Source organism: Gordonia mangrovi (assembly GCF_024734075.1).
Classification (GTDB): Bacteria; Actinomycetota; Actinomycetes; order Mycobacteriales; family Mycobacteriaceae; genus Gordonia; species Gordonia mangrovi.
The window spans coordinates 1243633-1256172 of record NZ_CP102850.1 but is presented as its reverse complement, the minus strand read 5'-3'; the positions used below and the strand labels follow the sequence as shown (position 1 = coordinate 1256172).

At 68.4% G+C, this 12540-nt stretch carries 12 protein-coding genes; 10 read left to right on the top strand and 2 right to left on the bottom strand.

Features of this window, described 5'->3' with window-relative positions; genetic code table 11:
* Nucleotides 1-2: 2 nt before the first annotated feature.
* Entirely contained in the window at nucleotides 3-830 is an 828-nt protein-coding gene (locus NWF22_RS05800; protein WP_160901340.1) for a DUF3109 family protein, read from the bottom strand.
* Between the two features lie 148 nt (nucleotides 831-978).
* Between NWF22_RS05800 and NWF22_RS05795 the strand changes: the two genes are divergently transcribed.
* The 10 genes from NWF22_RS05795 (at nucleotide 979) to NWF22_RS05750 (ending at nucleotide 11131) form a co-directional block, all read left to right on the top strand.
* On the top strand, nucleotides 979-1971 hold the full coding sequence (locus NWF22_RS05795; protein ID WP_160900207.1) for a Ppx/GppA family phosphatase: 993 nt from the start codon (nucleotides 979-981) through the stop codon (nucleotides 1969-1971).
* Nucleotides 1972-2069: 98 nt separating this feature from the next.
* Nucleotides 2070-3791: an Rv0497 family membrane protein gene (locus tag NWF22_RS05790; protein ID WP_160900208.1), complete on the top strand. Its 1722-nt coding sequence runs from the start codon at nucleotides 2070-2072 to the stop codon at nucleotides 3789-3791.
* A 7-nt stretch (nucleotides 3792-3798) separates the two neighbouring features.
* Nucleotides 3799-4713: a sugar phosphate isomerase/epimerase family protein gene (locus tag NWF22_RS05785; protein WP_160900209.1), complete on the top strand. Its 915-nt coding sequence runs from the start codon at nucleotides 3799-3801 to the stop codon at nucleotides 4711-4713.
* A gap of 31 nt (nucleotides 4714-4744) precedes the next feature.
* On the top strand, nucleotides 4745-5596 hold the full coding sequence (locus NWF22_RS05780) for a thioesterase family protein (RefSeq protein ID WP_160900210.1): 852 nt from the start codon (nucleotides 4745-4747) through the stop codon (nucleotides 5594-5596).
* Nucleotides 5597-5639: 43 nt separating this feature from the next.
* The gene (gene proC, locus NWF22_RS05775) at nucleotides 5640-6509 is read left to right on the top strand and encodes a pyrroline-5-carboxylate reductase (protein WP_160900211.1); all 870 of its coding nucleotides are present in this window, start codon (nucleotides 5640-5642) and stop codon (nucleotides 6507-6509) included.
* A gap of 190 nt (nucleotides 6510-6699) precedes the next feature.
* Nucleotides 6700-6933 carry a helix-turn-helix domain-containing protein gene (locus tag NWF22_RS05770; protein ID WP_160900212.1) on the top strand — a complete coding sequence of 78 codons (234 nt, stop codon included), beginning with the start codon at nucleotides 6700-6702 and terminating at the stop codon, nucleotides 6931-6933.
* A 266-nt stretch (nucleotides 6934-7199) separates the two neighbouring features.
* Nucleotides 7200-7301 carry a 30S ribosomal protein bS22 gene (locus NWF22_RS05765; RefSeq protein ID WP_003402602.1) on the top strand — a complete coding sequence of 34 codons (102 nt, stop codon included), beginning with the start codon at nucleotides 7200-7202 and terminating at the stop codon, nucleotides 7299-7301.
* Nucleotides 7302-7473: 172 nt separating this feature from the next.
* Nucleotides 7474-8526 (top strand): NAD-dependent epimerase/dehydratase family protein, encoded by a 1053-nt coding sequence (locus NWF22_RS05760; protein WP_160900213.1) that lies wholly within the window; start codon nucleotides 7474-7476, stop codon nucleotides 8524-8526.
* Nucleotides 8527-8699: 173 nt separating this feature from the next.
* Complete coding sequence (locus NWF22_RS05755) at nucleotides 8700-9899, top strand: lysophospholipid acyltransferase family protein (RefSeq protein ID WP_258321334.1); 1200 nt, start codon at nucleotides 8700-8702, stop codon at nucleotides 9897-9899.
* A gap of 68 nt (nucleotides 9900-9967) precedes the next feature.
* Entirely contained in the window at nucleotides 9968-11131 is a 1164-nt protein-coding gene (locus NWF22_RS05750; RefSeq protein ID WP_160900215.1) for a zinc-binding dehydrogenase, read from the top strand.
* Nucleotides 11132-11140: 9 nt separating this feature from the next.
* Here the strand turns inward: NWF22_RS05750 and NWF22_RS05745 are convergent, their stop codons facing one another.
* Entirely contained in the window at nucleotides 11141-12523 is a 1383-nt protein-coding gene (locus tag NWF22_RS05745) for a DUF2252 domain-containing protein (protein WP_160900216.1), read from the bottom strand.
* Nucleotides 12524-12540: the final 17 nt, after the last annotated feature.

Below are 12540 nucleotides of genomic sequence, written 5' to 3'. Positions count from 1 at the left end.
CCTCAGTCCTCGATGAGGTTGTACTTCTGATCGCTGTCGCGACGTGTGGTGGCGGCGGTGGTCGCCGGGTGCACGGCGATGAGACCCAGGCCGTTTCGGCGGCGGCAGGCGGCTGCGAGGGCTTCGTAGGCGGACGCTCCGATGAGTTCGGTCAGCTCGGGGGCGTACGACTGCCACACCTGCGTGGCGCCGACGTGGGCGTCGGGGGAGCCGGAGCAGTACCACTTGAGGTCGTGGCCGCCCTCGCCCCAGCCGCGGCGGTCGTATTCGGTGATCGTGGTGCGCAGCACCTCGGTCCCGTCGGGTCGTCCCACCCAGTCCTGCTCGCGGCGGATCGGCAGCTGCCAACAGACGTCGGGTTTCACCGTCAGCGGCTCCAGGCCCCGTTTCAGCGCCATCGAGTGCAGTGCACAACCCTCGCCGCCGGCGAAGCCGGGGCGGTTGAGGAAGATGCAGGCGCCCTTGTGTTTCCGGGTCTTCAGCGCGGGTTCGTCATCGAGGTCGCTCTCCTCGAGATAGCCGCGCGGACCGAGCGGATCCTTGCCGCTGCCCTTTTTGTGGAACTGCCAGTCGTCCTCGGTCAGCATCGCCATCGCCTTGGCGAGTTTCTTGCGGTCGTCCTTGTCCGACAGATACGCGCCGTGGCTGCAGCATCCGTCGGTCTCGCGGCCCTCGATGATCCCCTGGCACGCGGGGGTGCCGAACACGCATGTCCAATACGACAACAGCCACGTCAGGTCGGCCTTGATGACGTGTTCGGGGTTGTCCGGATCGGCGAATTCGTACCATTCGCGAGGGAAGTCGAGATCGACCTCGGGCGCGGGGGTGATGCGTTCAGGGGCCGCGGGACGCGAGGCTTGGGTGCGGGTCACATATCAACGGTAACCGTCGCGGGCCGTTGCAGCCCGGACGGGCGCAGCGCCCGATTCGACCCGCCGGGTCCCGGCCGCAACCGGCGAGGCAGTAGTCTTGAGGGCCGTGCGTCTAGGAGTGCTCGACGTGGGCAGCAACACCGTTCATCTGCTGGTGGTGGATGCCCATCGCGGTGGCCATCCCACCCCGATGAGTTCGACGAAATCAGTCCTGCGGCTCGCCGAGCAGATCGACGACCGCGGGCGCCTCACCGACCGCGCCGCCACCAAACTCATCGAGTCGGTGGACGAATTCACCCACATCGCGTCGACGTCGGGCTGCGAGCAGATCATGGCGTTCGCGACGTCGGCGGTGCGGGACGCGAGCAACAGCGACGAGGTCCTCGCCGCGGTCGCCGCCAAGACCGGGGTCGATGTGACCGTGCTGTCGGGCCGCGACGAGGCGCGACTGACGTCGTTGGCGGTCCGCCGCTGGTACGGATGGAGCGCCGGGCGCATCCTGGCCCTCGACATCGGCGGCGGATCGCTGGAGATGTCCAACGGCGTCGACGAAGAACCCGAGTCGGCGTTGTCGTTGCCGCTGGGTGCCGGGCGACTGACCCGGGAATGGTTGCCCGGTGACCCACCCGACCGCCGACGCGTCTCGGTGCTGCGGGACTGGCTCGACGCCGAGCTCCGCCCGGTCGCCAAGGAGCTGGTCGGTCCCGGTCGGCCCGATCTGGCCGTCGGCACGTCGAAGACCTTTCGCAGCCTGGCGCGACTGACCGGGGCAGCGCCGTCGAGCGCCGGTCCGCGGGTGAAACGTCAGCTCACCGCGAACGGGCTGCGGCAGCTGATCGCCTTCATCTCCCGCATGACCCGCGACGACCGCGCCGAACTCGAAGGTGTCAGCGCCGACCGGGCCGGACAGTTGGTCGCCGGCGCGCTTGTCGCGGAGGCCGCCATGCGGGCGATGTCAGTCGATACACTTGAGATCTGTCCGTGGGCTCTGCGTGAGGGGGTCATCCTGCGTCGGCTGGATTCCGAGCCGACGCAGGCAGCGGAAACCGTCGGCGCCGAGACCGTGGGCACCGCCCACGACGGTCGCGACCGCGGCTGATCGGCGCGCCTATTCTTGAGTCGGGACGAGCCGACCACATACTCACAAGACGTCCCGCGTGCGGGCGAGGAACATCTCGAGGACGGAGAGCGCACTGTATGGCTAGCGAATCAGGTTCCGGGGGCAGAGCGAGCGGGCCTGATGACACCGACTCCCGGCCGATCTCGGTCTCGGAGTTGCTCGCACGTAGCCGTGCGGAAGGCGAGGCGTCTGCCGCACCCACTCGGGAGTCCCGCAATCGGCGTCGTGTCGGCCGGGAAGGCGCGGTCTCGGTCTCGGAGCTGACCGGCGAGATCCCGCGGGTGCGCGTCGCCGATGAGCAGACCGAGAGCGGCGGGTCTGAGCAACCGGGCCGGTCGACCCCGGCCACCGGGCAGCGACCGACTCCGCCGTCGGCGCCGTTCCCGCGGTCCGCCGCGCCCGTGCCACGCCGTCATGCCGACGACCGCGCGTTCCCCGAGCGCGCACCCGGGGCGGCGGACAACGCCTGGACGCCGGCCGGTGCCACCCCGCCCCGCCAGATGCCCGGCATGTCGTCGAGCGGGATGCCCTCCTTCGCGCAGCCGGCCACCCGCGACTTCCGCGCCGCGGACGTCGCCGATCGGGACGTGCGGGCGACCGCGCCGTCGGCGACCCGATCGGCCGAGGAGAACGAGAACGCGAACGCTGTCACCGGCATCATCCCGGTCGTCGGGGACAACTCGGACGGGCTGGTGGTGGTCGACTCCGACGATGTCGACGTCGTGGAGCTCGCCGCACCCGAGGCGCCTACGCCCGAGACACCTACGCCCGAGGCCTCCACGTCCGAGACATCCACGCCCGAGATACCCACGCCCGAGAGATCCACGCCCGAGAGATCCACGCCCAAGGCCTCGGCAGACGACTTCGAGGCCTACCGCGCCTTCTCCGATATCGAGGAGGACGAGCCGGCACCGCGCAAGGGGTTGTTCGGTCTGTCGAAGGGCCTGCGGAAGAAGAAGGACCGTTCGGCTCGTCCGGCCGCCGCGCGCGAACGTCAACGACGCGCGGTCGAGGCCGCGACCGTCGCCGACGCCGACCACACACCGGCCGCGTCCGTCGAGGTCGAGGATGCTGCCCCCGCAGCCGAGCCGACCGCAGCCGAGCCGACCGCAGCCGAGAGCACCGCCGAGCAGTCCGCCACGACGCAGGAATCCGCAGACCAGCCCTCCGCAGACCAGAAATCCACAGATCAGGCGACCTCCGACGAGAGCCCCGCAGAACAAACCGCCGTCCTGGGCATGATGGCGGCCCCGGTGGCGGGCGCCGCGATCGCCGACGACACCGCGACGAACGACGACACCGCGATCCCCGAGGACACCGCGATCCCCGAGGACACCGCGACGAACGACGACACCGCGATCCCCGAGGACACCGCGACCCCCGCCGACACCGCGATCACCGACGATGCGGCGGAGACGGCGACGCAGGCGAGCGCCGATTCTGTCGAGTCGGCCGAGACCGGCGACACCACCGCGGCGGCCGACGACCACCCCGGTGAGACCGACGCCGTCACCCCCGACGCCGACGGCACGAAAGAGCCGTCACCGGTGCTCGCGTGGCTGTCGATCATCGGGCAGTCGCTGGCCGGCCTGGCCATCGGCGTCGGCCTGTTCTGGGGTTTCACCGAGCTGTGGAAGTGGAATGTGTACTTCGCGCTGGTGCTGGCGGTGCTGGTGATCTTCGGCATCGTCACCTTCGCCCACCTGGTGCGACGGACCAAGGACCTGACCACCACACTGCTCGCGATGGGGGTGGCGCTGATCGTCACGATCGGCCCGCTCGTGTTGCTGGCGACCTGACGGGCCCGTGAACACGACCCCGACCCCTCCGGTCCGCGACGAGATACCCGTCGGTTTGTCCACGGCCTCGGTGTACCCGCAGAACACCGAGGCGGCCTTCGTCTACGCCGCCGAACTCGGCTTCGACGGCGTCGAACTCATGGTGTGGGGTGAACCGGTCAGCCAGGACATCAAACACGTGGAGTACCTGTCGGAGCGCTACCAGGTGCCGGTGCTGTCGGTGCACGCGCCGTGTCTGCTGATCTCCCAGCGGGTGTGGGGCCGCGATCCGCTGGTGAAGCTCGGCCGGTCGGTGCAGGCCGCCGAGGACCTCGGTGCGCAGACCGTCGTGGTGCATCCGCCGTTTCGCTGGCAGCGCTCGTACGTCGACGGCTTCGACGACCTGGTCGCCGCACTCGAGGACGACAGCGGCATCGCCATTGCGGTGGAGAACATGTTCCCGATGCGGGCAGACCGGCTGTTCGGCGCCGGGGAGCGTTCGGCGCGCCGGCTTCGCGATCGCGGCGGCGGCCCGGGGCCCTCGGCGTCGGCGTTCGGCAAGTCCATCGACCCCACCGACGACGGCTACGCCCACTACACCCTCGATCTCTCGCACACGGCGACCGCGGGCGCGGATGCGCTCGCGATGTTCGACCGGATGGGAAGCGCGCTGAACCATCTGCATCTCGCCGACGGTGACGGGGCCGCAACCGACGAACATCTGCCGCCCGGCGACGGTGACCAGCCGTGCGCGCAGGTGTGCCGCCGACTCGCCGACAGCGACTTCGCCGGCGCAGTTGTGCTCGAGGTCACAACGAGTTCGGCCCGCACCAAACCCGAACGCAGTGCGCTGCTGGCACGTTCGCTAGATTTTGCCCGGCGGCATCTCGCACGGGGACTGCCGTCCGACGAAGCCGGTGCAGTGCGTTCCGAACGGAGCTGAGCTCCCGGCACAGCCGAGGAGACAGCCCATCATGAGTCACAAACTCGCCGAGATCCTGGCACTCACCGAGGTGTCGCGCGCCGGTGCCGACCGGATCACCTACCGCGCGAGGATGGACCCGGTGTTCACCATCGGCCCCAAGGTGCACGGCGGAAGCCTGCAGATGGTGGTGGCCAACGCCGCCCGCCGGGCACTCGTGGACCTCGCGCCCGACCACGATGCGGCCGCTGCGGACGGCAAGATCCCGGTCGCCATCACCAGCGACTACCTCTCGGCACCCGATGCCGCCGACGTCGACCTCGAGATCACCGTCCGCAAGCGGGGGCGCACGGTGACCGTGATGACCGTCGACGCGGTGCAGAACGGCCGCACCATGGTGTCGTCGTCGGTGACCTGCGCCCGGCCCGACACCGGCGCCCCGCACCACTCGGCCCCCAGCGTCCTCGACGACACGCCCGCCGATCCCGCGGTCGACGGCATCGGCCTCGACAACTCGCCGATGGCCGAGGTCAATCATCTGGGCCCGGCGCTGGACCTGGTGCTCGACCCGACGACGTTCCCTGTCGCCCGCGGCGAGACCGGTGAGCCCACCGTGCGTGGTTGGGCCCGGCCGAAGGGCGCCGAGTCCGACATCGACTTCGCCGTGCTGGTGTGCGACATCTCGCCACCGGTGGTGATGAACCTGGCCCTGTTCGGGTGGGCGCCGACGGTGCAGCTGACCACCTATGTGCGCCGGCATCCGGCGCCGGGGTGGCTGCGGTTCGCCGCGACGAGCACCGAGGTGGGACCCGGGATGTTCGAGGAGGATCACCTCGTGGTGGACTCGACCGGAACGGTCGTCGCGCAGTCGCGGCAGCTCGCGCTCATCCCGCAGCGGTCGTGACCGGCCGCGCACACACATCCGGAAGTTGCAGAAAGGCGCACCTGTGAGTGAACGCATCGCCATCGTCGGTGGCGGCAAGATCGGCGAAGCGCTGCTGGCCGGGCTGATCCAGTCCGGCAAGCAGACCAAAGATCTCGTCGTCGCCGAGAAGATGCCCAAACGTGCCAAGGAGATCGCCGACGAATACGGCGTCCTGGTCACCGATGTGACCACCGCGGCCGAGGGTGCGCAGTATGTGTTCCTGGCCATCAAACCCGACGACGTGGATTCGGTGCTGCGCGAGCTGTCCAGCGCCGACGACGACGCCGAGTCCGAACGCGTCACGGTGTCCCTGGTCGCCGGGCTGCCGCTGTCGCGCTACGAGAACGGACTGCAGGCGGGTTCCCCGGTGGTGCGGGTCATGCCCAACACGCCGATGCTGGTCAACGAGGCCATGTCGGCGGTGTCGGTCGGCCGCTACGTCGGTGACGATCAGCTCGCCGCCGTGGTGCGTCTGCTCGAGACGGTAGGCAAGGTCGCGGTGGTCCCGGAGAAGCAGATGGATGCGGTGACCGCGGTGTCGGGGTCGGGCCCCGCCTACGTCTTCCTGATGGCCGAGGCGATGATCGATGCGGGTGTGGCCCTCGGGCTGAGCCGGGTGCAGGCGAGCGAGCTGACGGTACAGACCATCCGCGGTGCGGGGCTGCTGCTCAGCGAGTCCGGGTTGTCGCCGGTGGATCTGCGGGCCGCGGTGACATCGCCCGGCGGCACCACCGCCGCTGCCATCCGTCAGTTCGAGGCGAACGGCTTCCGGCACGGTGTCTACGAGGCCACCCGGGCCTGCGCGGCCGTCAGCAAGAAGGCCGGATATCGACCCGACGTTGAGGGTTTGGGCGGTCCCAGCTCAGGCCGCACTGACGTCGACGCCCCATGATTTTGGGGTAGATTCGCCAGAAACCCCAGGATGTGGGGGTGAGCGCCGAATGTAGGCCCAACATTCGCACAACTCACGTCGCTTTTTTCACATCAGCCACGCTAAGCTCCTTTAAGCACGTGCGTGTCTGGTGTCCGCCGGAGGGGAAGCCGGCGGCCGCGACGCGTGCTCTGAGAGGTATGGGTTTTTCATGGCACCTGCAGACAAGCCTGGTGACAGGACCGGCGCGGTGAGCAATGCAGCCTCGGGTTCGCAGTTCCTCACGGTCGCCGAGGTCGCATCCCTGATGCGCGTTTCGAAGATGACGGTCTACCGCCTCGTGCACAGTGGCGAGTTGCCGGCCGTGCGCGTGGGCCGCTCGTTCCGGGTGCACGCCAAGGCTGTGCACGACTACCTGGAGACCTCGTATTTCGACGTCGGCTGAGGCCGGCCCCGAACCGATTCGACTCCCTCGACAGATCGCATGATGATGTGATCTGCCGGGGGAGTTGCGGCATGTGGGGCAGATGGTCCCGGTCGACGACCGTCGCTGTTCCGAGCCGATTTCTTCTGATCCACCCGATTTCTTCTGATCCACACCGACCGGTAATGTGGGAGGTCGCGTGCTGATGCCCCCGCGTCGCGTCAGGCACCGGCTGGGCACACCAGAGAAATCAGTAGTAACCGCGTCAACCGTGAGGAAGCACCCAAATGGGTTCAGTGATCAAGAAGCGCCGCAAGCGCATGTCGAAGAAGAAGCACCGCAAGCTGCTGCGGCGTACCCGGGTGCAGCGTCGTAAACTCGGCAAATAGTCGTCTCGAAGGGGCCCGACCGATCATGGTCGGGCCCCTTCGCGTTGTCGCCACCATCTCGCATGTCGCACCCCGGTCTCGTTCACGCTGCCGATCGAAGGCGCAGATCCGGACCGAGGGAGCGACGACCAGGCGCTGGGCGCGCCACCGGTGGCGCGGTTAACCTGTGACCATGTCCGACGAGCAGTCCTCACCGCCCCGGACCGTCCTGGTCACGGGCGCGTCCACATTTCTCGGCGGCTATCTGGTCGCCCGTCTGGCGGCCAACCCCGCCATCGAGCGGGTGCTCGCCGTGGACTCCCGGGTGCCCCGCAAGGACCTGCTGCGCCGGATGGGGCGCGCCGAGTTCCTCCGCCTCGACATCCGACGACCCGCCATCGCGAAGGCCATCGCCGGTTACGAGGTCGACACGGTGGTGCACGCGGCGACCTCGATCATGGAGACCGCCCCGCATTCGGCGGCGATCAAGGAGTTCAACGTCGTCGGCGCGATGCAGGTCTGCGCGGCCTGTCAACGCAGTCCCTCGGTCAAGCGGCTCATCCTGCGTTCCACCGCGATGGTCTACGGTGCGAGCGGGCGTGACCCGTCACACTTCTCCGAGGAGACCACCGCGCGCCGCGAACCCAAACGTGGGTATGGCCGCGATCTGCTCGACATCGAAGGCTACGTCCGCGGACTCGGTCGGCGGCGCCAGGACATCGAGGTGACCATCGTGCGGCCGCAGGCGATCCTGGGGCCGCGGATCAACACCCGCATGGGGTCGTATCTCTCCCTGCCCATCGTGCCGACGGTGATCGGGTATCAGCCGCGGCTGCAGTTCCTGCACGAGGAGGATGCGCTCGCGGCGATGGAGCATGTCACCCTGACCGGAAGACCCGGGACCTTCAACGTCTCCGGTGAGGGCGTGGTGACCCTGACGCAGGCGATCCGCCGGATCGGACACCTCGAACTGCCGGTCCCCAGCAGCCTGCTCGCGCCGATCACGGGCGTCTTCCAGGATCTGCGTTCGGCCAAGCTGCGGTCGAGTCAGACCGAATACCTCACGTACGGACGGGTACTCGACACGACCCGGATGCGCCTGGAACTCGGCTTCGCGCCCAAGTTCTCCACGTTGGAGACTGTCGACGACTTCATCGCCCGCGGCGGTTCACAACCGGTCGTCGGTCCGGATACGTGGCGCTCGCTCGAGCGCAAAGTTGTTGGTGCGGCGCATCAGCTGCAATGACGACATCTGATGTGAATATCCATTAGTCTGGGGCGTGTGCGAGTTGGCGCACACGCGAGCGCAACGGTGATGCAGCCTCTAGACTTGGACGCCAGACCCACTACGGGCACGCGTACCATTGAGGCTGATCGCCGACATGGGCGTCGGGGCTGATCGGATCAATGGACGCAGAGGTGAGTATCTTGGCAGGTGGCGGCGCTACGGACGCACGTACCGCGAAGGTGATTCAGCTGTATGCGACCTCCGGAGGCGTGGCGGAATCCCAGGGGAACCGCACCGCGGTACGCGAGCAGGGTCGCCGTCGACACCCCAGTCAGCAAACCGGCGGCCACGTCACGAAATCAACGCCCACGCAAGGAAATTCTCGGCAACCCGCGCAACTCGGACATCCCAACACCGACGGGTTCGGCCGGCCGGCGGCCGCGGTGACCCCGATCAGCGACGAGGTCCGACTGCCGGCCGAGTCGCTCGGGGTGGAACACCTCGGTCCCAACCGCTCGAGTCCGTTGTTCTCGTTGTCCGGTCTGCGCGGTGCGGTGGCCGATTCGCTGACCGCTACGGCCGGCTTCATCCGGGAGCGGATGACCGGCGACTACGAGGTCGACGAGTTCGGATTCGACCCCCACTTCACCGAGTCGGTGTGGTTCCCCGCGGTGCGACAAGTGTATGACAAATGGTTTCGGGTCGAGGTGACCGGCGTGGAGAACCTCCCCGTCGAGGGCGGGGCGCTGCTGGTCGCGAACCACGCGGGAACGTTGCCGATCGACGCGATCATGACGTCGTTGGCCGTACGCGACAATCATCCCACCGGTCGGCATCTCCGACTCCTGGCTGCCGACATGGCCTTTGAGGCCCCGGCGGTCGGCGAGGTGGCCCGCCGCATCGGCGCCACCGTCGCGTGCACCTCCGACGCCGACCGGCTGCTGCGGGCCGGTGAACTGACCGCTGTGTGGCCCGAGGGGTTCAAGGGCATCGGCAAGCTCTACAAGGACCGCTACAAGCTGCAGCGGTTCGGGCGCGGCGGGTTCGTCACCACGGCCCTGCGCAACGCGTCGCCGATCATCCCGGTCTCCATCGTCGGCTCCGAAGAGATCTATCCGATGTTGGCCGACCTCAAGCCGCTCGCGAAAGTCCTTGGGCTGCCCTATTTCCCGATCACGCCCACCTTCCCGTGGCTGGGTCCGCTCGGCGTGGTGCCGCTGCCGTCGAAGTGGCACATCCACTTCGGCCGTCCCATCGAGACCGGCTCCTACGACGAGTCCTCGGCCGACGACCCGATGGTGGTGTTCGACCTCACCGACCACGTCCGCGAGGAAATCCAGCAGACCTTGTTCCGGATGCTCAGTCGTCGCGGTAGCGTCTACTTCGGCTGACCTGGGTTCCTGAGCCACCTGTTCCCCGGCGAGCTGCTCAGGGCCAGTCGGGACACGAAGGGGCGTGGATGAAAGCGGTTGCGTGTCAGCACGGTGAGCTCTCCGTCGTCGAGCTGCCGACACCCACACCCGGCCCGGGGCAGGTGCTGATCCGCGTCATCCGCGCCGGCATCTGCGGCTCCGATCTGCATGCGCGCACCCACGGTGACGCCGGCGCCGACGTCGCCGACGAAGTGGGCTACCCGGGCTTCATGCGGTCGGCCGAGTCGGTCGTCATGGGTCACGAATTCACCGGCGACGTCGTCGCCTACGGGCCCGGATGTCGTCGCCGATGGCCGCCGGGCACGCCGGTGGTGTCGGTGCCGATGATCAAACACGGCGACGACGCCCACCTCACCGGGTTGTCGGCGCAGGCGCCGGGTGCCTATGCCGACCTGATGCTGGTCGCCGAGGACCTCACGATGCCGGTACCCGATGGGGTGCCGGCCGAGCTGGCCGCGCTCACCGAACCCCTGGCCGTCGCCCACCACGCGGTGCGCCGCGGCGATGTCGGCAAGCGCGACGTGGCGGTGGTCATCGGGTGCGGTCCGATCGGACTGGCGGTGATCCTGATGCTCAAGGCGGCCGGGATACGAACGGTGGTCGCCAGCGACCTGTCCGCCGGTCGCCGGGGTCTGGCCCGCCGGTGCGGCGCCGACATCGCGGTGGACCCGCGGACCGATTCGCCGTGGCAGGCGAGTACGCAGAAGCGACGCTATCTCACCTCCGCCACCGATCTCTTCGACACTGCGTTCTCCGCGATGCACGATCTGCAACGCCTTCCCGGGCTGCCGTGGGCGAAGGTGATGCGGGTGGCCGAACGAGTGGGCGCCACCCCGCGGGGGCCGGTGGTGTTCGAATGCGTCGGGGTACCCGGCATCATCGAGGACATCTGCTCGCACGCACCGTTCCGCTCGCGGGTGGTGGTGGTCGGGGTGTGTATGCAGCCGGACACCTTCCGGCCCGCCATGCCGATCAACAAGGAGATCGAGCTGCGCTTCGTCTTCGCCTACGATCCAGGCGAATTCCACGACACCCTGCAGATGATCGCGGATGCGAAGGTGGACCCACGTCCGCTGATCACCGCCACCGTCGGCCTCGGCGGTGTCGCCGCCGCCTTCGAGGCATTGGGATCGGCCGAACACCACGCGAAGGTGCTCATCGATCCGACCTCCGACGACGTCCGCCTGTAGCGCTGCTGCTCAGTTTTCGTCGGCGGGTACCCGACCCGCCCGGACCGCCGCGACGAGCGTCTCGTGGTCTGCCTCGGTGCGGTCGGCGTAGCGCACGGCGTGGCGTCCGATCACCTCGTCGAGGTCGGAGTCGTCCTCGAAGTAACCGGCGAGTAGTCGTGGGTCGAGCGACCGCGCATGGGCGCGGGCCAACAGGGCGCCGGCAAGGCGGCCGTAGTCGTCGAGATGATCGCGTTCCAGCGCGGTGGGGTCGATGTCGCCCTTGAGGTTTCGGAACTGTCGGACGATGTAGGGGCGGTCGTCGACGGTGGTCCAGCCCAGCAGGATGTCGGTCTCGGTCTGCACCAGACGGGCCCCGTGCACGATCCGCTTGCCCTCATGCCGGCCAGTGGGCTCCGGCAGGTACGGCGCCAGCGCCGACGGTTGGGCCTGCTTGAGTTGCAGCACCAGCACCTCGTCGTCGTTGCCCAGCAGCAGCGCCACATAGCTGCGCAGTCCGACGCTGCCGGTACCGACGATGCGGAACGCGACGTCGGCGACCGAGTAGCGGGCGATCAGGTTACGCCGCGACTCGCGCAGCGTGTCCGCGTAGCGTTCGAGGCCGTCGACGATCGCGTCGGAGACGGCCGGGTCGACCGCGGTCAGAATCGGTGGGTCCTCGACGAAACGTCTGCTGCGGATACCGGTTTCGTGATCCTCGAGATGTTCGGTCCACTTCGCGGCCACCTTCGCGCTGGTGTTGCGGCGTGCCTTCTGCGCCGCCTTCGCGAAGTCGTCGAGCAGTTCGTCGGCCTTAGCCTTCTCCAAAACCGATTCGTCGGGCAACGCGTTCCACGAGCGTAGGAACCCGATCTCGGCCAGCCCGCGCATGGTGCGGCGGTAGGACTTCACCGAATCCTCGGCGGCCTCGACACACCCGGATTCCGAGACCCCACCCTCGCGCCCGGCGAGGACCAGGCTCGCCGCCAGCCGTTTGAGATCCCACTCCCACGGGCCGTCCATGGTCTCATCGAAATCGTTGATGTCCATGACGATCTGGCCGTCGGGTGTGCCGTAGAGCCCGAAATTGGCGGCATGGGCGTCGCCGCACAACCGGGCGGTCAGACCGGTGGTCGGCGAGCCCGCGAGATCAGCGGCCATCAGGCCGGCGGCACCCCGGAAGAACGCGAACGGCGATGCGATCATCCGGCCGATCCGCAGCGGGATCAGATGCTCGAGACGATTGGCGTTGGAGGCCGCCACGAAGTCGAGAACCGCGGGCCGGGTGTCGGATTCGGCCGGGTGGTCGTGCGCCTGGATGGGGATGTTCGCGCGTAGCGCGCGCCCACGATCGAATAGTTCCCCGGAGTCGACGTGGGTACGCAGATCGACTCTGCCGCGGTGTGTGGCCATGGTGGATACCGCCGGTG

Excerpts from the sequence above, each read along its gene's own strand:
- NWF22_RS05790 (WP_160900208.1), top strand. The coding sequence starts at position 2,070 with ATGGCTAGCGAATCAGGTTCCGGGGGCAGAGCGAGCGGGCCTGATGAC.
- NWF22_RS05745 (WP_160900216.1), bottom strand. The coding sequence starts at position 12,523 with ATGGCCACACACCGCGGCAGAGTCGATCTGCGTACCCACGTCGACTCC.
- NWF22_RS05760 (WP_160900213.1), top strand. The coding sequence starts at position 7,474 with ATGTCCGACGAGCAGTCCTCACCGCCCCGGACCGTCCTGGTCACGGGC.
- NWF22_RS05750 (WP_160900215.1), top strand. The coding sequence starts at position 9,968 with ATGAAAGCGGTTGCGTGTCAGCACGGTGAGCTCTCCGTCGTCGAGCTG.
- NWF22_RS05780 (WP_160900210.1), top strand. The coding sequence starts at position 4,745 with ATGAGTCACAAACTCGCCGAGATCCTGGCACTCACCGAGGTGTCGCGC.
- NWF22_RS05765 (WP_003402602.1), top strand. The coding sequence starts at position 7,200 with ATGGGTTCAGTGATCAAGAAGCGCCGCAAGCGCATGTCGAAGAAGAAG.
- NWF22_RS05770 (WP_160900212.1), top strand. The coding sequence starts at position 6,700 with ATGGCACCTGCAGACAAGCCTGGTGACAGGACCGGCGCGGTGAGCAAT.